At 74.8% G+C, this 21,702-nt stretch carries 24 protein-coding genes; 15 read left to right on the top strand and 9 right to left on the bottom strand.

What is annotated here, in order from left to right:
- The first annotated feature begins 66 nt into the window (after nt 1–66).
- The gene (locus ACFYZY_RS19395; protein ID WP_388695460.1) at nt 67–651 is read left to right on the top strand and encodes a nucleosidase; all 585 of its coding nucleotides are present in this window, start codon (nt 67–69) and stop codon (nt 649–651) included.
- A gap of 159 nt (nt 652–810) precedes the next feature.
- On the opposite strand, the gene ACFYZY_RS19390 is transcribed toward ACFYZY_RS19395, so the two are convergent.
- Nucleotides 811–1,743: a carbon-nitrogen hydrolase family protein gene (locus tag ACFYZY_RS19390; RefSeq protein WP_388695457.1), complete on the bottom strand. Its 933-nt coding sequence runs from the start codon at nt 1,741–1,743 to the stop codon at nt 811–813.
- 178 nt (nt 1,744–1,921) lie between these two features.
- On the opposite strand from ACFYZY_RS19390, the gene ACFYZY_RS19385 reads away from it, so the two are divergent.
- The 5 genes from ACFYZY_RS19385 (at nt 1,922) to ACFYZY_RS19365 (ending at nt 6,756) form a co-directional block, all read left to right on the top strand.
- On the top strand, nt 1,922–2,695 hold the full coding sequence (locus ACFYZY_RS19385; protein WP_388695454.1) for a TetR/AcrR family transcriptional regulator: 774 nt from the start codon (nt 1,922–1,924) through the stop codon (nt 2,693–2,695).
- Nucleotides 2,696–3,090: 395 nt separating this feature from the next.
- Nucleotides 3,091–3,675, top strand: a complete 585-nt coding sequence (locus tag ACFYZY_RS19380) for a TMEM165/GDT1 family protein (protein ID WP_388695451.1) — start codon at nt 3,091–3,093, stop codon at nt 3,673–3,675.
- Between the two features lie 236 nt (nt 3,676–3,911).
- The gene (locus ACFYZY_RS19375) at nt 3,912–4,529 is read left to right on the top strand and encodes a TetR family transcriptional regulator (RefSeq protein ID WP_388695449.1); all 618 of its coding nucleotides are present in this window, start codon (nt 3,912–3,914) and stop codon (nt 4,527–4,529) included.
- Entirely contained in the window at nt 4,513–6,162 is a 1,650-nt protein-coding gene (locus tag ACFYZY_RS19370) for an acyl-CoA dehydrogenase family protein (protein ID WP_388695447.1), read from the top strand. Before ACFYZY_RS19375 ends, ACFYZY_RS19370 begins: the two co-directional genes overlap by 17 nt.
- 276 nt (nt 6,163–6,438) lie before the next feature.
- Nucleotides 6,439–6,756, top strand: a complete 318-nt coding sequence (locus tag ACFYZY_RS19365; RefSeq protein ID WP_388695445.1) for a cupin — start codon at nt 6,439–6,441, stop codon at nt 6,754–6,756.
- 145 nt (nt 6,757–6,901) lie between these two features.
- Here the strand turns inward: ACFYZY_RS19365 and ACFYZY_RS19360 are convergent, their stop codons facing one another.
- Nucleotides 6,902–7,387: an SRPBCC family protein gene (locus tag ACFYZY_RS19360; RefSeq protein ID WP_388695444.1), complete on the bottom strand. Its 486-nt coding sequence runs from the start codon at nt 7,385–7,387 to the stop codon at nt 6,902–6,904.
- 174 nt (nt 7,388–7,561) lie between these two features.
- On the opposite strand from ACFYZY_RS19360, the gene ACFYZY_RS19355 reads away from it, so the two are divergent.
- The 5 genes from ACFYZY_RS19355 (at nt 7,562) to ACFYZY_RS19335 (ending at nt 11,358) form a co-directional block, all read left to right on the top strand.
- Complete coding sequence (locus tag ACFYZY_RS19355) at nt 7,562–8,200, top strand: PadR family transcriptional regulator (RefSeq protein WP_388695442.1); 639 nt, start codon at nt 7,562–7,564, stop codon at nt 8,198–8,200.
- 62 nt (nt 8,201–8,262) lie between these two features.
- Complete coding sequence (locus ACFYZY_RS19350; RefSeq protein ID WP_388695440.1) at nt 8,263–8,712, top strand: peroxiredoxin; 450 nt, start codon at nt 8,263–8,265, stop codon at nt 8,710–8,712.
- 51 nt (nt 8,713–8,763) lie between these two features.
- Nucleotides 8,764–9,207 carry an RrF2 family transcriptional regulator gene (locus tag ACFYZY_RS19345; RefSeq protein ID WP_388695437.1) on the top strand — a complete coding sequence of 148 codons (444 nt, stop codon included), beginning with the start codon at nt 8,764–8,766 and terminating at the stop codon, nt 9,205–9,207.
- A 70-nt stretch (nt 9,208–9,277) separates the two neighbouring features.
- On the top strand, nt 9,278–10,465 hold the full coding sequence (locus ACFYZY_RS19340; protein WP_388695436.1) for a globin domain-containing protein: 1,188 nt from the start codon (nt 9,278–9,280) through the stop codon (nt 10,463–10,465).
- A 128-nt stretch (nt 10,466–10,593) separates the two neighbouring features.
- Nucleotides 10,594–11,358, top strand: coding sequence for a rod shape-determining protein (locus tag ACFYZY_RS19335; protein ID WP_388695433.1), 765 nt, complete (start codon nt 10,594–10,596; stop codon nt 11,356–11,358).
- Between the two features lie 242 nt (nt 11,359–11,600).
- On the opposite strand, the gene ACFYZY_RS19330 is transcribed toward ACFYZY_RS19335, so the two are convergent.
- The 4 genes from ACFYZY_RS19330 to ACFYZY_RS19315 all read right to left on the bottom strand — a co-directional run bounded on the left by ACFYZY_RS19330 (nt 11,601) and on the right by ACFYZY_RS19315 (nt 15,183).
- Complete coding sequence (locus tag ACFYZY_RS19330; protein WP_388695431.1) at nt 11,601–12,386, bottom strand: polysaccharide deacetylase family protein; 786 nt, start codon at nt 12,384–12,386, stop codon at nt 11,601–11,603.
- A 360-nt stretch (nt 12,387–12,746) separates the two neighbouring features.
- The gene (locus ACFYZY_RS19325; protein ID WP_388695429.1) at nt 12,747–13,124 is read right to left on the bottom strand and encodes a hypothetical protein; all 378 of its coding nucleotides are present in this window, start codon (nt 13,122–13,124) and stop codon (nt 12,747–12,749) included.
- 210 nt (nt 13,125–13,334) lie between these two features.
- The gene (locus ACFYZY_RS19320) at nt 13,335–14,627 is read right to left on the bottom strand and encodes a DUF6397 family protein (RefSeq protein WP_388695426.1); all 1,293 of its coding nucleotides are present in this window, start codon (nt 14,625–14,627) and stop codon (nt 13,335–13,337) included.
- A 142-nt stretch (nt 14,628–14,769) separates the two neighbouring features.
- Nucleotides 14,770–15,183 (bottom strand): roadblock/LC7 domain-containing protein, encoded by a 414-nt coding sequence (locus tag ACFYZY_RS19315; protein WP_388695423.1) that lies wholly within the window; start codon nt 15,181–15,183, stop codon nt 14,770–14,772.
- A 151-nt stretch (nt 15,184–15,334) separates the two neighbouring features.
- Here ACFYZY_RS19315 and ACFYZY_RS19310 point away from each other — a divergent pair, with 151 nt between their 5' ends.
- From ACFYZY_RS19310 to ACFYZY_RS19300, 3 genes are all read left to right on the top strand, one after another.
- Complete coding sequence (locus tag ACFYZY_RS19310; RefSeq protein WP_388695421.1) at nt 15,335–15,760, top strand: PPOX class F420-dependent oxidoreductase; 426 nt, start codon at nt 15,335–15,337, stop codon at nt 15,758–15,760.
- 73 nt (nt 15,761–15,833) lie between these two features.
- The gene (locus tag ACFYZY_RS19305; RefSeq protein WP_388695419.1) at nt 15,834–16,472 is read left to right on the top strand and encodes a class I SAM-dependent methyltransferase; all 639 of its coding nucleotides are present in this window, start codon (nt 15,834–15,836) and stop codon (nt 16,470–16,472) included.
- A 141-nt stretch (nt 16,473–16,613) separates the two neighbouring features.
- Nucleotides 16,614–17,474: a hypothetical protein gene (locus tag ACFYZY_RS19300; protein WP_388695417.1), complete on the top strand. Its 861-nt coding sequence runs from the start codon at nt 16,614–16,616 to the stop codon at nt 17,472–17,474.
- Between the two features lie 87 nt (nt 17,475–17,561).
- On the opposite strand, the gene ACFYZY_RS19295 is transcribed toward ACFYZY_RS19300, so the two are convergent.
- The gene (locus ACFYZY_RS19295; protein ID WP_388695416.1) at nt 17,562–18,158 is read right to left on the bottom strand and encodes an HD domain-containing protein; all 597 of its coding nucleotides are present in this window, start codon (nt 18,156–18,158) and stop codon (nt 17,562–17,564) included.
- 151 nt (nt 18,159–18,309) lie between these two features.
- Here ACFYZY_RS19295 and ACFYZY_RS19290 point away from each other — a divergent pair, with 151 nt between their 5' ends.
- The gene (locus ACFYZY_RS19290; RefSeq protein WP_388695414.1) at nt 18,310–19,680 is read left to right on the top strand and encodes a tannase/feruloyl esterase family alpha/beta hydrolase; all 1,371 of its coding nucleotides are present in this window, start codon (nt 18,310–18,312) and stop codon (nt 19,678–19,680) included.
- A 12-nt stretch (nt 19,681–19,692) separates the two neighbouring features.
- Here ACFYZY_RS19290 and ACFYZY_RS19285 read toward each other — a convergent pair whose 3' ends face one another.
- Both ACFYZY_RS19285 and ACFYZY_RS19280 read right to left on the bottom strand, forming a co-directional pair.
- On the bottom strand, nt 19,693–20,238 hold the full coding sequence (locus ACFYZY_RS19285; RefSeq protein WP_388695411.1) for an MOSC domain-containing protein: 546 nt from the start codon (nt 20,236–20,238) through the stop codon (nt 19,693–19,695).
- A gap of 87 nt (nt 20,239–20,325) precedes the next feature.
- Entirely contained in the window at nt 20,326–21,414 is a 1,089-nt protein-coding gene (locus tag ACFYZY_RS19280; protein ID WP_388695409.1) for an acyl-CoA desaturase, read from the bottom strand.
- Nucleotides 21,415–21,702: the final 288 nt, after the last annotated feature.

Genomic DNA, 21,702 nt, shown 5'->3' with positions numbered 1-21,702 from the left:
GGGCCGCCGGGAGGAACGACCCGGCCGGTTGTACGACGGGCGGTCCTTCGAACTAGCGTGGCACCCATGGAACTCTTGGGAGAGATCGCGGCCGACCGCCCCCTGCTGGTCCTCGCCGTCAAGGAGGAGGCGCAGTTCCTCGACACGGAGCTGCCGGTCCTGCTCACCGGCATGGGCAAGGTGAACGCCGCGACCGCCCTGGCGACCGTGCTCGGCCGGGGACCCCGGCCGTCCGGGATCGTGAACCTGGGGACGGCCGGGGCCCTGCGTCCCGGCCTGACCGGGACGCACGTCGTCGGCACCGTGGTGCAGCACGACTTCGACGGCCGGCTGCTCGCGATGCTCACGGGCGAGTCGTACGGGGCGCCGCTGACGCTGCCGGACGGCGGCGACACGGTCCTGGCGACCGGGGACACGTTCATCTCGGACGAGGCCGCCCGTGCCCGGCTCGCGGAGCGTGCGGCCCTCGTCGACATGGAGGGGTACGCCCTCGCGCACGTCGCCGCGACGGCCGGGGTGCCGCTGCGCCTGGTGAAGCACGTCAGCGACGAGGCCGGGGAGGGCGCCGCGCGCACCTGGCGCGATTCGGTCGCCGGGTGCGCGCGGGTGCTGGCCGACTGGGCACGGGCGAACATCCCGTACCGCCCCTGAGGGTCTCCCCGCTCCCGGGGCCCCAAGAGCCCGGCCGGGGGCTTCGCGTACGGACCCGGTGGCGCGGCACGGGGCCCGTCCGTCAGGCCCCGGCCGGCGCCCCGGGCGCGCCCCGGCCGGTGAGCACCGTGTCCCCGCCCGCGCCCGGCCCGGTCCCGGTCACGACTCCTCGCCCTCGACGGCCGGACGGCGGAAAACGGCCGGACCGGCGGGGCGCAGCCCGGCCGGGGTCTCGGGGGAGATCGCGGGACGCCAGGTGGCCGGGTCGATGCGGCCGTTGTAGAGGGGCAGCTCCAGGGGGGTGTCGCCGGGGGCGAAGTGGTCCCAGGGCCAGGAGTCGCCGCCGGTTCCGTGCTTCCTCGCGGCGGGGACGCGGTCGAGGTCGACGACGGCGAGCAGCGTGGTGTCCTCCGTGCCGACGGCGGCGGCCTGGACGTGTCCCTCGGGGTCGACCAGGAGGCTCCGGCCCTCGGCGGTCGGGGCGGCCCCGTTCACGCTGGCCACCCAGATCTGGTTGACGATGGCGTTCGCCCGGTTGACCGGGATCTCCTGCGCGCGGCCGGTCGTGGTGGTCTGCACGAGGTTGAGGACGAGTTCGGCGCCCATCCAGGCGAGGTGCCGGGTGACCTCCGGGTACCAGCTGTCGTAGCAGATCGACAGGCCGATCCTGCCGGTGCCGGGCATGTCGAAGACGACGAACTCCCGGCCCGTGCACATCGGCTCGTAGGGGCGCCAGGTGAAGATCTTCCGGTAGGTCGCGACGAGTTCGCCCCGCGGGTCGTAGACCACGGCCGTGTTGTAGACGTTCCCGTCCTCGTCCCGTTCCAGGACGGTGCCGGGGACGAGCCAGATCCCCAGCTCGCGGGCGAGGCCGGAGAGGGCCTTTCCGCGCGGGCCGTCGAGGGGCTGGGCGTGGGCCGCGTAGTACTCCTCGACGTCCGCGGCGGCTCCCGCCGGGCACAGGTGCAGCTCGGGGTAGACGACCAGCTCCGCCGCGTTGGGCGACTTCATGCGGGCCCGCAGCCCGTCGGCGAACTGGTCGAGGTTCTCCTCGGACGTCTGGACGAGGGCGACACGGAGGTACCTGCTCACGGGGTTCCTGATTCGTCGGGCGGAAGGAAACCGGACCGGAAGAGAGGGATCCGGGTCGGGCGCGGACCACGGAACCCGATGCGAAACACTGTTGTCAATGGTGTTGCCAACTTCTGGTTAACATCCGTTGTAGGGTCGTGGACCGGCGGCACCGGAGCGGCCCCGACCGAGGAGAGCGATGGCGAAGAGGACCGCGACCGGGGACTCCCGGAGCGCCGGGGAGGAAACCGGCGGGCCGCGCCGGCGGCGGGCGCGCAGGAGCCTGCGTCCGGAGGAGGCCGTGGAGGCCGCCTTCCGGGTCGCCGAGCGGGACGGCCCCACCGGCCTCACCATGCGTCGGCTCGCACAGGAGCTCGACGTCGACGTGACCGCGCTCTACCGGCTGTTCCGCGACAAGGACGAACTGCTGATCGCCCTGTGCGAGCGCACCATCGAGCTGGCGCTCGACGAGATCGGCGAGGTGCCCGGGACGGAGTCCTGGCAGGATGCGCTGCGCCGCGTCGCCGAGGTCACGTGGCGGGTCCAGACCCGCTACCCGGCGATCACCACCCTGACCTTCGCCCGTACCACCGGAGGACCCGCCGAGCACCGGATGGTGGAGCTGCTGCTCTCCGGCTTCGCCCGCTCGGGACTCGCTCCCGACCGGGTGGCGCTTTTCTACCGGACCTTCGTCGAGACGGTCCTCGGGCTCTGCGCCGGCTCCGCCGCGCTCCTCACGCTCCCCCCCGAGGACCGCGCCAAGGACGCCGCCACCTGGACCCGGTTCTACACCCGGCTGCCGGCTGCGGACTGTCCGGCGACCCGGGCACACGCCGAAGCGCTGGCCCTGGTCGACGAGAAGGCGGTCTACGACACGGCCGTCGAAGCCGTTCTGACCGCCGCCGAACAGGCGGCCCGCCACCGGGTGGGACCCGGCGGGCACCCGGGGAGCTCCGGGGGCCCGGAGGCGTAGGGCCGGCGGGCCCCGGCCTCCTCGCGGCCGTACGCCGGACCGCCGGACGGGGCCCTCGCCGCCGCCGTGCCCCTCGCGCCCCTCGCCGCCCTCGTCCACGGGCCCCGTCCCCCGGGACCGGGCAGACAGTGCCCGCTCCCCGCCGTGCCGCGGTCCGTTAGACTGGCGGCAGCGAAGGGGAGTAGCCCCGCGAACCGGTCGTCGACACACTGGAACCCCCGGGTTCCCGGTGGCCGGGTCCACGGACGACGTGGACGGGCGAGACCTTCGGCCAGGCATCAACCACGTCCGCGCTTCCGCGGGCGTGGTCCGTCATGCCGGGCCGAGTGGTCCTCCCGTCGCCCGCCGAGGCGTCGTACGGGGCCCGGGGCCCGGACCGAGCAGAGAGCCCCGGTATGCACCTCGACCCCTTGGCGATCCTCACCGCCTTCGGGCTGATCTTCCTCGCCGAACTTCCCGACAAGACGATGTTCGCGTCCCTCGCCATGGGAACGCGCATGCGTCCCCTGTACGTGTGGATCGGCACCTCCACCGCCTTCCTGGCCCACGTCGCCATCGCCGTCGGCGCCGGCAGCCTGCTCGGGCTGCTCCCGGGGTGGATCGTCGAACTCGTCTCGGCGCTGCTGTTCGGCTTCGGCGCCTTCATGCTGCTGCGCGGCGGGGACGACGACGAGGACGACGACACCGGCGGCCGGACGGTCACCGGCTTCTGGCCCGTCTTCTCGACCGCGTTCACCGCCGTCTTCATCAGCGAGTGGGGCGACCTGACCCAGATCACCACCGCCAACCTGGCCGCCACCAACGGCACCTGGTCCACGGCGCTCGGTTCGCTCGCCGCCCTGATGAGCGTCTCCGCCCTCGCCCTGGTCGCGGGGCGCTTCATCGCGAAGCGCGTCCCCCTCAAGACCGTCCAGCGCGTCGGCGGCGTGTGCATGGCGGGGCTCGCGATCTGGTCCCTGGTCGAGGTCTTCACCGGCTGACGCCTTCCGCCCGGAACGGGCCCGTACGGACTCCGGCCGGGGTCCGTACGGGCCCGTTCGGCGTCCCGGGACCGGGAGGGGGGCGGGGCCCGGCCCCCGGGGAATCCGCCTGCCGCCCGGCCGGGCACGTCCCGCCGGGCGCGCCGGGTCCGGCGGACGCACCCGGCGGCGAGCGCTCCGGAAACGGCGCCGTCCGGACCCTTGAGGAAGAACTGAATCACTGCTTCACTCCTTCCGTGCCCTACCGACGCACCCCCGCCGTCCAGGCCCGGCTCGACGCCCAGCGCGCCTCCGTCGTGGAGGCGGCGCTCGGACTGCTCGCCGAGCGGGGATACGCGGTCTGCACCGTGGCGGCCGTCGCCGCCCGGGCCGGGATCGCCACCGGCAGCGTGTACCGCCACTTCGACGGCAAGGCCGAACTCGCCGTCGAACTCTTCAGGACCGTGGTCCGCCGGGAGGTCGCGGCCGTCTCCGAGGCGGCCGGGCACCCCGCGCACCGCACGGCGGCCGAGCGGGTGGTCGCCGTGGTCGAGACCTTCGCCCGGCGCGCCCTGAAATCGCCGCGCCTCGCCTACGCGCTGCTCGCCGAGCCCGTCGACCCGGCCGTGGACGCGGAACGGCTCGTCTTCCGGCGCGCCTTCCGGGACGTGTTCGCCGCCCGGATCGCGGAGGGCGTCCGCGCGGGTGAGCTGCCGTCCCAGGACCCCGTCCTGACGGCCTCGGCGCTGGTCGGAGCGGGGGCCGAGGCGCTCGTCGGTCCGCTGGCGGAGGGGTCCGTCGGCCCCGGCACCGTACCCGCACTCGTCACCTTCACCCTGCGAGCACTGGGAGCCCCCGATGCCGACCACGCATGAGGTCACCAACCAGGTCCCCCCGCTGACCGGCCACGACGTCTCCGCCGACCCCGCGCTCCTGGAGTCGCTGCGCCGGGAAGGCGCCGGCTGGGCCGAGGCGGAGGTCCGCGCGCTGGGGGCGCGGGCCGGCGGCGCGGAGGCCCAGGAGTGGGGGCGACTCGCCGAGCGCCACTCCCCCGTCCTCCACACCCACGACCGGTACGGCCACCGGATCGACGAGGTCGAGTTCCACCCGTACTGGCACTCCCTGATGGACGTGGCCGTACGGCACGGCCTGGGCGCCGCGCCCTGGCGCGACGAGCGGCCCGGCGCCCACGTGGCGCGCGCGGCCAAGGTGTTCGTGTGGGGGCAGGCCGACGCCGGTCACCTGTGCCCGGTCTCGATGACGTACGCCGCCGTGCCCGCGCTGCGCGTCCAGCCGGACCTCGCCGAGGTGTACGAGCCGCTGCTCACCTCCCCGTCGTACGACTTCGGGCTGCGGGTGCCGACGGAGAAGCGCGGGATCGTCGCCGGGATGTCGATGACCGAGAAGCAGGGCGGCTCGGACGTCCGGGCGAACACGACCCGGGCCGTTCCGGCGGGCGAGCCCGGTCTGTACGCGCTGACCGGCCACAAGTGGTTCACCTCGGCCCCCATGTCCGACGTCTTCCTCACCCTCGCACAGGCGCCCGGCGGTCTCTCCTGCTTCCTGGTGCCGCGCGTCCTGCCGGACGGCACCCGCAACGCGATCCGCCTCCAGCGCCTCAAGGACAAGCTGGGGAACCGGTCGAACGCCTCGTCCGAGGTCGAGTACGAGGGCGCCCTCGGCCGGCTGGTCGGCGAGGAGGGGCGCGGTGTGGCCACCATCATCCGGATGGTCAACATGACGCGGCTCGACTGCGCGATCAGCTCGGCCTCCGGGATGCGCCTCGGGCTCGTGCACGCGGTCCACCACGCCACGCACCGCCGGGCGTTCGGGGCCCGGCTCGTCGACCAGCCGCTGATGCGGAACGTCCTGGCCGACCTGGCCGTGGAGGCGGAGGCGGCCACGCTCGCGGCGCTGCGGCTCGCCGGGGCGGTGGACCGGGCGGCGCGCGGCGACGCGGAGGAGGAGCAGCTGCGGCGGCTCGGCCTCGCGGCCACCAAGTACTGGGTGTGCAAGCGGGCGCCCGCGCACGCGGCCGAGGCCCTGGAGTGCCTGGGTGGCAACGGCTACGTCGAGGACTCCGGACTGCCGAGGCTCTACCGGGAGTCGCCGCTGCCCTCCGTCTGGGAGGGGTCGGGGAACGTGGCCGCGCTCGACGTGCTGAGGGCGATGACCCGTCAGCCGCAGGCGGTGGAGGCGTTCTTCGCGGAGGTCGACCGGGGCGCGGGCGCCGACCGGCGCCTGGACGCGGCGGTCGCCGGGCTCCGCAAGGAGCTCGCGGCGCTCGGCGACCCCGACGCGGCGGCGTACGGCGCGCGACGGCTCGTGGAGCGTCTCGCCCTCGTGTTCCAGGGTTCGCTGCTCGTGCGGCACGGGAACCCGGCGGTGGCGGACGCGTTCTGCGCCTCGCGGCTCGACGGCGACCGGGGCCTGGCCTTCGGCACGCTTCCGGCGGGCCCGGACACGGCGGCGATCATCGCGCGGAGCGGCCCGGGGGCGGACGCCTGAGGAACCGCCCCGTGGGGGGCGGCGCCCGGCGTGCGTCACTCCTGCCGTCGCGGCGGGCGGGCGCACCGTCGCGCCGGTGGCCGACAGCGCCTTCGGACCGCGCGGCGGACGCGTCGGGTACCCCTTCGGGAGCATCCGGCGGGTGGGGAGTCACGCCGAGGGCGCTCCCCGGATCGGGCGGCCCCGGCCCGGGGCCGCCCCGGGGTCCCGACTTGCGTCCCCCTCGTCGCGCGGGAGGCTGGGAACACCCGCCCGCGCCCCGCAGGGAGAGACACGATGCCGGACCTCGCCGCCCTCGCCGACGAACACCTGACCGCGGCCCACGCCGCGCCGCACGGGCGGAGCGCCCATCTGGTGGTGCACGACGGGGTGCTCCGCCAGACCGTCATCGCCCTGACGGCGGGCACGTCCCTGGACGAGCACAACGCGCCGCCCGCCGCGAGCCTCCAGGTGCTGCGGGGCCGGGTGAACCTCACGGCGGCCGGGCGGGCGGAGGAGATGAGGGCGGGAGGGCTCCGCATGATCCCCAAGGAACGGCACGGACTGACCGCCCTGGAGGACGCGGTGGTCCTCCTGACCGCCGTCAACGACTGACGCGCGCCTCCCGTACCGGCCCTCCCCACCGCCCGGAGGACCGGACGCCCTCCCCGTCCCGCGCGTCGCGGGACCGGGAGCGGCCTGCGGGTACCCACCGCCCCGGGTCACCCGGACGGACCAGCGGGCCCGGAGGCGGCGAGGGTCAGCGGGGCGGTTCCGGAAGCTCCTCGCCGGTCTCCAGGAGCGACTTGAGGCTGGAGACCAGCGCGGGCCATCCCTCGGCGACCAGGCGTCCGACGGTCCCGCCGGGTTCCAGGTCGCCGTGGGTGACCGTCAGCCGGACCGTGTCTCCGGACGGTTCGATCGCGAAGGCCACCCGGGACCGGCGCTCCCGGGCGAGGCGTTCGTACGCGTCGGGCCCGAGGCCGACGGCCTCCGCCCAGGCCGGGGTGAAGGCGTGCCAGGTGTACGAGAGGCGGCGGCCGGGCTCGGCCTCCAGGACCACCTGGCCGGGGTCGGCGGTCCTGCGGCCGCCCTCGTCCCAGACCATGGGCGCCCCGGGGGTCCACTCCGCCTCGAAGGCCACGCCCCAGTAGCGGCGGGTCAGATCCGGTTCGGTGAGCGCCTTCCAGAGCTCGTCGGGGGTGGTCCGGATGTAGGTGGTGTAGACGAACGTGTCGTTGTCCATCGCGCTGCCCTCGGATCTGCTCCCCCACGGCTGCCCCCTCCAGCCTAGGCAGGGGCCGGACGGACGTGCCAGTGAAGGGCCCGTCCGGCCCGCGGGACCTTCGCCGGTCCGATGATCCTTCTTCCGTTGAATAGGTGCGGAGGAAACTATTCAACGGACTGCTAGCGTGTCCGGATGTCCCTCAAGCACGCCGTCCTCGCCGCCCTCCTGGAGGGCGAGGCATCCGGATACGACCTGGCCAAGATCTTCGACGTGTCCGTCGCCAACTTCTGGGCCGCCACCCCGCAGCAGCTCTACCGCGAGCTGGAACGGCTCGCCGGGGCCGGTCTGATCACGGCCCGGATGGTGGAGCAGGAACGGCGCCCCAACAAGAGGATGTTCAGCCTGACGGAGTCCGGCAGGCGGGACCTGGCCCTCTACACGTCGGCGCCCCCGCGCCTGAGCGCCGTCCGCGACGAACTGATGGTCCAGGTCCAGGCGTGCGACGGGGGAGACACCGGGGCCGTCCGCGAGTCCGTGGCCCGGCGGATGGAGGTGGCCCGGGAGAAGCTGGGCCGCTACGACCGGCTGCGGGAGCGGATGCTCGACGGCCGGGACGAGGAGGCGTACCTGGGCGGGGCGGAGCGGATCGGGCCGTACCTCACGCTGATGCGCGGGCGGGCCTTCGAGGAGGAGAACCTGCGCTGGTGCGCCCGCGTCCTCGCCGTGCTGGACCGGCGCGCCGCCGCGGGAACCGGAACGGCGGGCAAGGCGGCGACCGGGGACGCGCGGCGGTCCCCCGAGAAGGCGACCGCCGCCCTTACCCTGCGGTAACGTCGCCGACCGGTCACCGGAGGCACCGGTGACGCATCGGGACGGATCGGGGACGGACCTCCATGAACGTCGGTGACCTCGTCGAGGACTTCAGCCTTCCGGACGAGACGGGCACCCCGCGCTCCCTGAGGGGACTGCTGGCCGAGGGCCCCGTCGTCCTCTTCTTCTACCCGGCGGCGCTCACCCCCGGCTGCACCGCCGAGGCATGCCACTTCCGCGACCTGGCGGCCGAGTTCCGGGCCGCCGGCGCGCTGCCCGTCGGCATCAGCTCCGACGGGGTGGAGCGGCAGCGGGAGTTCGCCGGGCGCCACTCCCTCGGCTACCCCCTGCTGTCCGATCCGGACGGCGCCGTACGGGAACGGTTCGGCGTCCGGCGCGGGTTCTCGCTCGCGCCGACCAAGCGGGTCACGTTCGTGATCGGGCAGGACCGGCGGGTGCGGGAGGTCGTACGCAGCGAGCTGCGGACGAGCGCGCACGCGGACCGCGCCCTGGCCGCCCTGCGTCGCGACTGAACCTTGCCCCCCTAATGCGTACATGAAATACCACTTTGATACGGTCGGGCCGTGAGGCTGACGAAGTTCACCGACCTGGCGCTCCGTGCCGTGATGCGCCTGGCGGTCACCCCCGGGGAGGAGTCCGTCACCACCCGCGAGGTGGCGGAGTCGATGGACGTGCCGCACGCCCACATGGCCAAGGTGGTCACCCGGCTCCAGCACCTCGGCGTGATCGAGGCGCGTCGCGGGCGCGGAGGCGGGCTCGTCCTGACGGAGCTGGGCCGGCGCTCGTCGGTCGGGTGGCTGGCCCGGACCCTGGAGGGCGAGGAGGAGGTCGTCGCCTGCGAGGGCGATCCGCCGTGCCCGCTCCGGACCGCGTGCCGGCTGCGGGGGAAGCTCCGCGAGGCCCAGGAGGCGTTCTACCGCGTGCTCGACCCGCTGACCGTGGCGGAACTCGTGTCCTCGCCGACCGGTCCGCTGCTCCTCTCCCTCACCCCGCGCCCCCCTTCCTGATCGCACCCCTCGGGGACGCCCTCCCCTCCACCCTTAAACAGGTAGATGATCTACCAGATTGCGAGTTCTCATGCTGTCCGAGCAGGCCGTGCCGGTCGTCCGCGCCACCCTTCCCGCCGTCGGCGGCGCCCTGGACGAGATCACCGAGCGTTTCTACGGGCGCCTCTTCGCCGCCCACCCCGAGCTCCTGCGCGACCTGTTCAACCGGGGCAACCAGGCGAACGGCGAGCAGCGCAAGGCGCTCGCCGGCTCCATAGCCGCCTTCGCCGTCGCCCTGCTCGAGCACCCGGACCGGCGGCCCGACGCGATGCTGTCCCGGATCGCCCACAAGCACGCCTCGCTCGGGGTCACCTCCGAGCAGTACAAGATCGTGCACGAGCACCTCTTCGCCGCGATCGTGGAGGTCCTCGGCGCCGCGGTGACGCCCGACGTCGCCCGCGCCTGGGACGAGGTGTACTGGCTGATGGCCAACGCGCTCGTCGCCGTGGAGGCCCGGCTGTACCAGGAGTCCGGTGTCGCCGAGGGCCGGGTCTGGCGGACGATGGAGATCGCCGAGCGGCGGGAGGAGACGGCCGACACCGTCTCGTTCACGCTGCGCCACGCCGACGGGAGCCCCGCGACCGCGTTCCGGCCGGGCCAGTACGTGAGCGTCCGGGTCGCCCTGCCCGACGGCGCCCGGCAGATCCGCCAGTACAGCCTCTCCTCCGCCCCCGGGCGTCCGCAGTGGCGGATCACCGTGAAGCGGGCCGACGGCGACCCGGCGGGCGAGGTCTCGTCCTGGCTGCACGCCCACGCGCGCGCGGGGGACGCCGTGGAGGTCTCGGCACCGTTCGGCGACCTGGTCCTGCCCGGGGGCGACGGCCCGCTGCTGCTCGCCTCCGCCGGAATCGGCAGCACCCCGATGCTGGCGATGCTCGACCACCTCGTGAGCACCGGGTCGACCCGCCCCGTCACGGTCGTGCACGCCGACCGCGCCCCCGGGCACCACGCGCACGCCGCCGAACTGCGACGCCTCGTGGACGCCCTGCCGCAGGGGACGCTGCACCTCTGGTACGAGGAGCCGGGCGACTCCGGGGCCCGGCCGGGGCGCGCGGACGTCACGACGCTCGACCTGCCGGAGGGCGTGACCGCCTACCTCTGCGGGCCGCTGCCCTTCCTCCGCGCGGTGCGCGGCGATCTCCTCGGCCTGGGCGTCCCCGCCGCCGACGTCCACTACGAGGTGTTCGGGCCCGACCTGTGGCTGGATGCCGAGGGCTGATCCGCACCGGCGGCTTCCCTTCGATCCAAAGAAGCATGGCGCTGTTGTTGCGGATACTGCATAGTGATGTGCCATGTCGGCCTCGCATTCAGCGGGTCCGCGACGAGCAGACGGAAGCGACGGAGACGATGGGTGCGTTCGGGTCAGCAGGGGGCGTCCGGGGTGCCGGGCAGCCGGTGCGCGGAATCGCGCTCGACATCGGCAGCTCCCGGACCCGTGCCTGGACACCCGGAGCCGGGGTCTACGCGGACGTGCCGAGCGGGCCGGTGCGGCGCGGTCGCGTGACCGACACGGATTCGCAGCTCCACCTGCTGCGGCGCCTGACGGCCGCGGCCCCGGGCCACGGGCACGACACCGTGGTGATGCTGACCCACCCGGTGCTCGTCGGCCGGGAGGAGCGGGAGGCCGTGAAGCGGGTGGTGGACGGTCTCGGCGCGGTCCGGGTCTTCGCCGTGGACAGCGCCCGCGCCGCGGCGGCCTACGCGGCCCCGGCCGGCGAGGGGCCGCTGCTGGTGGTCGATCTCGGCGCGCAGCTGACCGAGGTCACGCTCGTGGTGGACGGCCTCGTCCAGGACGCGCGGCTCGCCGAGACAGGCGTCGACGACCTCCCGGAGACGGGAAGCGCCCCGGACGCGGTCGCCGGAACGGCCACCGACATGGTGAGCGACCTGTGGCGGCACGACCGCACCGGTGCCGTCCGCGGGGCGTTGCGCCGGGGGGTCCTGGTGACCGGCGGCGGAGCCTTCCGCCTCGACGTGACCGCCCGGCTGGCCCACCTCCTGCGGGCCCGCCTCCGTCTGGCGAACGATCCGTCGACCAGCGTCGTCCGGGGGGCGGGGCTGATGCTCGCCTCCGCCCTCCGCCACCCGACCGCCGCTCCCGCCCGGGTCTGACGCCGGGCGGGTCCGACGCCGGGCGAAAAACGGGCCGGGAACGACAGAGCCCCGGTTGGACGGGGGGTTCCAACCGGGGCCGTTCGCCGTGACGGACGAAGGGCGGTCGCCTCCGGCGGGGGGACCTGGGGGACCGGGCCCCTTCGCCGTCACACAGAGGACAACGACGGGTCCCTCCCGAATGTTCCGAGAGTTCCCCCGTGGGGCATGTGAGGCACCTCACCCGTTTTCGGCGGACCTTGTCAGTCCTTCTCGGGACGGTAGACGGTGCCCGGCTCGGCCTTCCCCGGAGCGAGGAGTTCCGGCACCGTCACGAAGGTGAAGCCCCGCCGCTTGAGCTCGTCGACGATCGGGGGGACCGCCGGGACCGTGCCGTCGTAGATGTCGTGGAGCAGGATGATCCCGTCGCCGTGCGCCTGTTCGAGCACGCGCTTCTCTATGAGGGCCGAGTCGGTGGTGGAGTAGTCCTTGGCCGTGATGCTCCACAGGATCTGGGCGAGGCCGAGTTCCCGGCTGACGTCGGACACCGTGTCGTCGGTGCGGCCCTGGGGCGGGCGCATCAGGGTGGGCTTCCGGCCGGTGATCTTCTCGACGGCGTCCTGGGTGCGCGACAGCTCCTCGCGGACCTCGGCGGCGTCGAGGTCCGTCAGGATCCGGTGCGTCCAGGTGTGGTTGGCGACCTCGTGGCCCTCGTCGGCGATGCGCTTGACCACCTGGGGGTAGCGGTCGACGTGCTTGCTGCCGAGCAGGAAGAAGGTGGCGGGAACCCCCTTCTCCTTGAGGACGTCGAGGAGCCTGGGGGTGTCCTTGCCCGGCCCCGCGTCGAAGGTCAGCGCGATGCACTTGGCCCTGGCGCAGTCGGTGCGGCGGGCCGGGCCGCCCGCCTTGCCGTCCGTTCCGGCCTCCTCCCGCGCCTCCTGCGGGGTGAGGGGATCGACTCCGCAGCCGCTCAGCGTCACCATCAGTGACGCGGCGGCGAGCAGGGCGACGACCGCTCCCCCACGTCGGCGCGGCCTGGATCGGAACATGCTGGAACCCGCTTTCCCCGGTGACGTCTTCGACAGGGCCGCCATCGCCTGGTCAGAGCGGGACGCGCGGCCGAACACGCACTCTACACAGGGTGTATAGCGGGACGGGGCGCGGGGTCACCGGCCGCGCGCGGGCGCGCGGGCGCGCGGGCGCACTCCGAGCGGTTACGAGAACGGTCGGAAGGGGTGCGGGAGCACTTCGAGGGGCCGCGGGAGCGGTTCGAAGGGCTGCGGGAGCACTTCGAGGGGCCGCGGGGTTCGAGGGGCCACCGGCCGGGGGCCGCTCGCCGGGTGCGGGCACGCGAGGGCCCGGGGCGTCCGGCCGCGCCCCCGGGCGGCCCCGGCATCCGCCCGCCGGCCTCAGCGGGAGGCGAGCAGCAGGCGCGCCTCGGTCTCCTGGTCGCCGGAGACGGCGCGCAGGGACCGGACCTCGAAACCTGTGGCCAGCGTCTTCTCCACCTCGCCGACGGCGCGGTAGCCGCCGGTGAGCGTGACGCCGACCGGGGCGGACAGACGGGCGGGGCGCACGTCCCGGTGCGGCCCTCCGGCCGTGTCGAAGGTGGCCGTCCAGACCGTGGGGGCCGGGGCCGTCTCCGCCGACGAGTCCGGTGCCGCCATGTCCTCCAGCCGGTAGACCCCGTCGAGGACCCCGAAGACGGCCCGGGCATCCTCCCGGTCGCAGTCGCTCAGCTGGACGGTGACGTCGGTGTCGATGTGCAGGTCGTACACGTCGCTCATCTCCTCGTGGTCCGCCGGTCACGCGTGGCGCCGCCCGCTCCTCGCGCCGGGCACCCGTGACGCCACTCCTCCAGCATCCCTCCCGGGGCGCCGCACCGCGAGGGCCGCCGCCACGTCCTCGGTGGCGGCCGGTCGCCCCTCCTCTCCGGCCCCGCCGTCCTCGCACGCCGGTGGCCCGGCGCCCCGTCCCGCAGGGGAACGGGACCGCTCTCAGGGCCACTCCGCCGGACGCCTCCGCCGCCGGGTGCGTGCCGCGCGCCCCGGCCTCCCCCGCCGGAACCGGTCGAGGAGTCGGGTGCGGGCCGGACGGGAGGGCGGACGGCCGGGCCTCGCCATCGGCCGCCCGGACGGCTCCGGAACCGAGGCTTCCGGGCCCGGGGCTTCCGGGGCCGTCCGGACGGAGGCGTCCGGGACCGGGAACACCGGGGCCGCCGGGGCGACAGCCATCGGGAATTCCGGCAACGGGCCCGGGGGCCGCTGCGGTACCGGACCCACGGGCGGCACCGGCGGCGCCGACAGCGCTCGCGGTCCGCCCCGCACCGCCACCGGCAGGGCCCACGGGTCCGCCGCCCCGGGTCGCGCGGCAGGCCCCGCCCCCGGCGGGGCGGCGGGCGGGGCGCCGGTCCAGGCGGAGGACACCGGGCCGGTCCCCCCTCCGGCCGGGAGCGGCGGCGCGGTCACGCCCTCCCCCGGATGCGGGGCCGGATACGCGGCCCGCGCCTCGTCGAGGGCGAGCGCCAGGTTCAACCGGTGCCAGAGGATCTCGTCCGGATCGTCCGCCCGCATCAGCCGCTCGGCGATCTCGCGCGCCGCCGCGGACACCGGCAGCCCGGTCGGCGGGGGCGGGCGCAGCCGGTCGAGGTGGGCGCGCTCGTACGGATCGTCCACGATCTCGGCCACCTGGACCGGGTCGAGCAGGGAGGCGACGGCGGAGGCCCGCGTCCACGGCTCGCCGGTGGCGCGCAGCAGCAGGGCGAGCCGTCGCGCACGCCAGTTCCTCGGCCGCAGGTCCTCGTGCGCGGCCAGGCGCTCCCTCAGGTCCGGCGGCAGCCGCCCCGCGAGGAGCGCCGGACACCTCCGGCCGAACTCGGCCACTTCCTCCGCCGGATACGTCCACACCACCGCCCGATAGCGGTTCAGCGAGAACCGCACCGGGCTGAGGTGCCCCGTCCGGGCCAGTCCGGTGAACCGGCCCGGGGCGATCCCGAGCAGCGCAGCGGCCTCCCCCGTACCGACCGCGCGCACCCGGTCGCGCAGCCCCGCGGGGAAGTCCGGCGCGGCTCTGAGACGGTCGAGCTCGCGCCGCTCGACACGCCATCGCCCGCCCCCGCCGGCCGGCACCGTCCTCACCAGTCCGAGCTGGACGCCGAGCCCGAGTTCGTCGCGCCCCAGCTCCAGCTCCCGCGCGGCCCGCGCCGGCGTCACCGTGTGGGCCCGGTCGCCCACCGCCCCGCCGTCCACCACCCCGTCGCCCGCCGCCCCGCCGTGACCGTCCGCCGTCATCCCGCGGCCCTCCCCGTACGTCCGTACTCTCTCCGTGTCGCGAACCCGCACGTCCCGCGTGGCCCGCCGAACAGAAAGTAACGCAGAGTGACGAACCGTGGGCGCCCTGTGGACAACCGCCTGTGGACAACCGGGGCGGAGGTCAGAACAGGCCGTCGCCCGGGTACCCGGACTGACGCGCCGCCACGGCGAGGTGTTCGCCGACTCGGTTGACCAGGAGCGTCATCTCGTACGCCACCTGACCGACGTCGGCCTCCGCCGCGCTCAGGACGCACAGGCAGCTGCCCTCGCCCGCCGCCGTCACGAAGAGCAGCGCCTCGTCGAACTCCACCATCGTCTGCCGCGCCCGGCCCGCGCCGAAGTGCCGGCCCGAGCCCCGGGCGAGACTGTGCAGGCCCGAGGAGACGGCGGCCAGGTGCTCGGCGTCCTCGCGCGCCAGCCCGCTGCTCGCGCCCGTCACCAGACCGTCGTTCGAGAGCACCAGCGCGTGCCGTATGTGTCCGACCCGCCGGGTCAGGTCGTCCAGGAGCCAGTCCAGTCCCTTGTCCAACGCCATCGGTGGTCCTCCCCCTAGGTGGTGCGCCCCCGCCGACCGGGTTCCCGTGCTCCCCGTGTCACCGAGGCCCGCGTGTCGCCGCAAGCCTTACGCACTGTCGTGGACAGGGCAAGCACTGCATCACATCCGCGCGTGCCGCAGGATGGGGAACATGACGAAGATGACCGAGGAACAGTGGCGGGCCTTCGTGTCCGCGGGGACCCGCACCGGCAAGCTCGCGACCGTGCGCGACGACGGCAGTCCCCATGTCGTACCGGTCTGGTTCGTGCTCGACGGCGACGACCTCGTGTTCAACACCGGCAGGGGCACGGTGAAGGGCCGCAACCTCGCCCGCGACGGACGGGTGGCCCTGTGCGTCGATGACGACACCCCGCCCTTCTCCTTCGTCTCCCTGTTCGGGCGCGCCGAACTCAGCGAGGACACCGAGGAGTTGCGTCACTGGGCCACCCGCATCGGCGCCCGCTACATGGGGGAGGAGCGGGCGGAGGAGTTCGGCGAGCGCAACGCCGTCCCCGGTGAACTCGTGGTCCGGGTGCGGATCGAGAAGGTGATCGCCGAGGCCGGTCTCGCCGACTGAGCCCCGGCCGGCCCCCGCCCTCACGGGCGACGAGCACGCGCTCCCCCGCCCCCGGATGCGGAACCATGGACGCATGAGCGACGACCCCATGCGCGTCCGGGAGTTCTTCGGCGTCCGCGCCGCCGACTGGGACGGCAGGTTCCCCGACGACGGTCCCGCGTACGCCGCCGCCGTGGCCGAGCTGGGACTGCGTCCGGGCGACGCGGTCCTCGACGCGGGCTGCGGAACCGGCCGCGCGCTCCCGGCGCTCCGGGCCGCCGTGGGTCCCTCCCGCACCGTCGTCGGGGCGGACCTCACTCCCGAGATGCTCGAACAGGCCCTGGGAGCCGGGCGCGGCGGCGAAGGCGGTGGAGCGCTGCTGCTCGCGGACGTGGGCCGGTTGCCCCTGCGCGGGGGCGCGCTCGACGCCGTCTTCGCCGCGGGGCTCGTCTCGCACCTCGCGGACGCCGCCGCCGGCCTGCGGGAACTCGCCCGCGTCGTGCGGCCCGGCGGCCGGCTCGCCCTGTTCCACCCGGTCGGACGAGCCGCCCTCGCGGCACGGCACGGTCGCCGGCCGACGTCCGACGACGTGCGCGCCGAACCCCGGCTGCGGGCCCTGCTCACCGGGTCCGGCTGGCGTCCGGCCGGTTACACCGACGAGGACACGCGCTTCCTGGCCCTGGCCGTCCGCGAGGACCGGACCGGCGGCGGCGTCCGGACGGCCCCCGCGTGACGGACCGGCTCCGAAGCGGGCGGCGGGCCCGGAGACGGTGCCGGGTCCCGGCGCGTACGAGGACCCCGATGCGCGTCGGGCCCTCGACGCGCGGGTTACTCACTGGTTAAGGTGCGCCGACGACCGGATGGGGAGGCTGCCGTGGCCGGGACGGACCCGATCGCCGAGACCGACGCCGACGCGCTGTTCGTGCTGACCGCCGCGCTGCTGACGCCCGCGAGCTTCCCCTGCGTGCTCGGCGACGACTACCCGGCGGCCTGCGCGGCCCTGGGGCTGGGGCCCCGCCCGGAGGGGTACGGCCTCGTCTTCGGCCAGGACGGCCGCGGGGCGCGGTGGACGGTGGTCGTCGACGACGTGGCGCTGGTCGCCGTGGCCATCTCCTCCTGGGACTGCGGCATGGCCTACGACCTGTCCCCGGACGAGCGTTCGGTGGTCACCGGGCTCCCGGGCTGGCCGCTGGCCCTGGCGACCTCCGTCCCGGGCATCCCGGCGCCGCACGACCCGGAGCCGGAGGAGGACGATCCCGCTCCCCTGGTCCCGCCGTCGGGCGACGTGTGGGGCCCGGCCCAGCGCCGTCTGGGCGCCGACGAGGTGGCGCTCCACTGGGCCGCCTGGCGGTCCCGGATGAACGACGACGGCACGTACGCGGAGGACAGCCCCTCGGACGTAGGGGACGCCACGGACACAGGAGACGCCAGGGACACGGCGGCCGCAGCGACCGGGGGCGACCCCTACGACGGGGTGCGCAAGGCCCTGGACGAGCTGCGCGGCTATCTGGAGGAGCCGCCGCCGGTGGGACGGGTGCGGACGGTCTCCGGCACGACGGGCGACGGGCGGTTGCTGCGCGCGGACGGTCCCGGCTGGTCGCTCGTGGCCGGGGTCGGCGACATGGCGTTCGTCCTCCTCGACGAGGCGCCGCGCACGGTGCTGCCGGTGGCACGGGGGCCGAGGCTCCCCGCGCTCCTCGAAGCCCTCGACGCGATGGCCGTGCGCCCGTCCTGAGGACGGCCGTACGCCCGCCACCGGGATCGCCGTACGCCCGCCCCGAAGGCGTCCCGGGGCCCGGCCCGGCCGCCGGGACGGCGTCCCTCACGTCAGGGCGTGCCCGTACGCGGCGACCGGACCGTCGAGTTCCGGATCGCCGAACTCCGCGCGCAGCGCGCCGAACGCCGCCACCTTGTCCGGACCGAACCGGCTCACGGACACCGCGTAGGTGTCCGGGGTCAGGAACCTCGGCGGCGTGCTCTTGCTGTGGAACTTGTCCGCGTACATGACCAGGCGTTCCTCCGGGGTGACCGCCACGTAGTCGGCGGGCGGCAGCGGCAGCCCCTGGGCCAGGACGTCCTCCCGGGTGAGCCCGACCCCCGTGTGGTGCGAACAGAACCGGCACACCGCCTCCGGCAGTCCTTCGGCCGCCAGGATCTCGTGCCCCAGGAGCCCGTGCCGGATGTAGTTCCGGCCGTCGAGGCGTCCTCCGGTGTCGTAGAGGCGGTAGACCCCGATGTCGTGCAGCAGGCACCCCGCGCGCACGAGTTCGGGGTCCACGCCGCCGTCCAGGCGCGACATCAGGCTCTCGGCGATCCGCCACACGATCTCGCAGTGCGTGAAGACGCGGTGGAACGCCGCCTCGTGCGGAGCGTGCTTCCTGTGCAACGCGCGTATCTCGTCGACCGAGGGAATGTCCATCCCCGCAGCGTAGTGAGTCGGGGACCCGCATCCGGGGCGCGCCCCACAGGACGGGGGCCCGTGGTGTGGTCCCGGACCATGGTCCGGCGGGGGGCGCGCGCCGCAGGATGTGCCGCCGCACCCCTTTCCGCCGTCCCACCGGAGGTCCGTCATGCGCCTGTTCCCGGGCGTCTCCCTGCTCACCGCGCTCCTGGCCGGGGCCACCCTCCTCACCCCCGCGAGCTCCGCCGGGGCGGAGGCCGTCGCGCACTGCGCCCGCCAGGACCGGGTCCACGTGCCGGGCGCCGCGTACCAACGGTCCGCCTGTCTGGGCGACCTGACGACGGCGGGGCTCGCCGGCACGCCGTACACCGACATGGCGGACCAGGCCGGGCTCGCCGCGAAGGGGACCCGCAACCCCTCGGGGGTGCCGGGCGTCCAGATCGACGGCTACTTCCCCGACGACTCCCGGCTCAACGCCACGCACGGCTGGGCCCACGACGCGCAGTTCGTCGTCCGGCTGCCCGACCACTGGAACGGCGGGCTCGTCGTCACCGGCGCCCCCGGCACCCGTCGCCAGTACTCCACGGACGCCCTCGTCTCGGACCGGGTGCTCGCCCGGGGCTTCGCCTACGCCGCCACCGACAAGGGCAACACCGGCCCGGACTTCTTCACCGACGGGCGGAAGCCGGGCGACGCGGTGGCCGAGTGGAACCGCCGGGTGACCGAGCTGACGGTCGCCGCCCAACAGGCCGTACGGCAGCGGTACGGCCGCCGTCCGGCGCGCACGTACATGACCGGCATCTCGAACGCCGGCTACCTGACGCGCTGGCAACTGGAGAACCGGCCCGAGCTGTACGACGGCGGAGTCGACTGGGAGGGCGTGCTGTGGACCGCGCACGGCCCCAACCTCCTGACGAGCCTGCCCGTCACCGTGGCCCGCTCCCTGGGCCGGGCCACGGACGAGGACCTGATCGGGGCCGGTTTCGCACCGGACTCGCGCTTCCTCTGGCCGTACCACGAGCAGGTGTACTGGGGGCTGACGCAGAAGATCTTCCGGGCCGAGTTCGACCCCTCGTACGATCCGGCCTGCCCCGGCTCCACCGCGGGCGGGACCGCGCGGGAGATCTTCGCGCCGTGCGCCTCGGACGCCTCGTACGACTACGCCTCCCGGCCCGCGTCCGTCCACCGCGCCGTCGCGAGGGTCGCGCTCACCGGGCGGATCGGCAAGCCCCTGATCACCCTCCACGGCGACCTGGACGCCCTGCTGCCCCTCGCGACGGATTCCGACGTCTACGCGCGGATGGTCGACGCGCGGGGCCGGGACCGGCTGCACCGCTTCTACACGGTGCGGGGCGGGACGCACGCCGACGGCCTGTACGACACCCACCCGGACCGGCTGCGGCCGATCCTGCCGTGCTACCGGTCGGCGTTCGACGCCCTGACGCGCTGGGTCGAGGAGGGCGTGGTTCCGCCGCCGGACCGTACGATCGCACGGCCGGCGGACGGTGACGTGGTCAACTCCTGCGCCCTGGAGCGCTGACGCCGCCGGGCGTCAGACCCGCTCCAGCGGGCGGTGCGGTCCCTCCGGCAGCTCGACCCCGATCGGGTCGCCGGGCCGCACCTCCCCGCCGGTCAGCACGATGCCCATGATCCCCGCCCTGCGCACGATCCCGCCGTTCTCGTCGCGGCCGACCAGCCGCTTGAGCAGGCCGTGCCGGAAGGCGTCGATCTGGGCGCAGGGGTTGCGCAGGCCGGTGACCTCGACCACGGCCTCGGCGCCGAGGCGCAGGAGGGTGCCGGTGGGCAGGCCCAGGAGGTCGATCCCCCGGGTCGTGACGTTCTCGCCGAGGGCGCCGGGGGCGACCTCGAAACCGGCCTCCGCGACCTCGTCGAGGAGTTCGGCGTGGATGAGGTGGACCTGGCGCAGATTGGGCCGGGTCGGGTCCTGCGCGATACGGGACCGGTGCTTCACCGTCACGCCCGCGTGGACGTCGCCCTCCACGCCGAGTCCGGCGAGGAGGGTGATCTCGTCCCTGTTGGGCTTGGTGAACGCGTACGTGCCGTTGCTGCTGACCGCGGTGACGGTACCGCTGCTCATCACGGGGACTCCCCTTCCCTGCGACCCGGGGACCGGCGGACCGGCCCCGCGAGTCGGTGATCACTTCACGTGTGGACGCGTCCGACCCTACTCGGCGGCCCCGGAGCGCAGGGGTGCGCCCACCTCGCGCAGATGACCGAGGGCCTGGCGGTACGAGTCCACGAAGCCGGTCTCCGTGTACGGCACGCCCAGGGCGGCGCAGTGGGCCCGGACGGCGGGCCGGGCGAGCGGGAGGTTCGGCCGCGGCATGCTCGGGAAGAGGTGGTGCTCGACCTGGTGGTTGAGCCCGCCGAGGAACCAGTCGGTCAGGGCGCCGCCGCGGATGTTGCGCGAGGTGAGCACCTGGCGGCGCAGATGGCCCCAGCTGTCGCCGTCCGCGTGCTCGTCCGGCCGCTCCATGCCCTTGTGGTTGGGGGCGAAGGCCATGCCGAGGTGGACGCCGAGGAGCATCTGGTGGAGCAGGGCGAAGACCAGGGCCTGGAGCGGGGTGAGGAGGGCGAGGAGGAGGGTCGCGTACCCGGCGAAGTGGGCGAGGAGCAGTCCGCCTTCGACGAGCCGTTCGCGCCGGGTGCGGCAGGGGCCGTCCTGCGCGAGGAGCGCCCGGACCCCGTACACCTTGAGCGCGATGCCCTCCAGGCTCGTCAGCGGGAAGAAGAGCGCGGCCTGGTGGCGGGTGAGGAAGCCGCGCAGGCCCGTCCGGCCCGCCGCCTGGTGCTCGGCGAAGACGAGGACGTCGGCCGCGACGTCCGGGTCCTTGTCGAGGTGGTTGGGGTGCGCGTGGTGGCGGTTGTGCTTGTCGTTCCACCATTCCCTGCTCATGCCGAGGAGGAGGTTGGCGTGGACGAGCTGGATGATCCGGCTCGTCCTGCGGTCGGCGGTGATCTGGGCGTGTCCGGCGTCGTGGCCGACGAAGGCGGCGCGGGCGGAGAGCAGCGCGAGGGGGACGGCGAGCGGAAGGGCCCACCAGGAGGGGCCGACGAGGGCGAGCCCGGCCACCACGGCGGCCAGGGCGAGGAGGTTGAGGGCGATGCGGCGGGCGTACCAGCCGGGGCGGTGTTCGAGGAGGCCCTGCTCCCTGACCGACCGCAGGAGCGGCGCGAAGTCGCTGCCGCCCCTGTGGCGGGCGGGCGCGGCGGGGGGCGCGGCGGCCGGCGGGAGGACGGTGGCCTGGGACATGGCGGCTCCGGTTTCTTCGGGGCGGTGTGCGCGGACGGGAGGCGGAAGGGGGGCCGGTGGGCGCCTGTCAGGAGGGAGGGGCCGGGAAGCCCGGCCGGGTGGGGCCCTTGTCGGGAGGGAGGGGCTGGAGACCGGCCCGTGGGTGCCTGTGAAGAACGTACGGACCCGCTCCCGTCCGGGGCCATGGCGGCACCACCCGCCCGCGGCGGGGGGCGCGCCGGGGGGCCGGGGTGGGGAGGACCCCCCTCCCGGGCGGGGGGCGCGGGTGTGGCGCGGAACACTGCGGAC

The sequence above is a fragment of the Streptomyces sp. NPDC001744 genome (assembly GCF_042892575.1).
Classification (GTDB): Bacteria; Actinomycetota; Actinomycetes; order Streptomycetales; family Streptomycetaceae; genus Streptomyces.
Note: the sequence above shows the minus strand (reverse complement) of the source record. Positions and strands in the feature narration are given on the sequence as shown.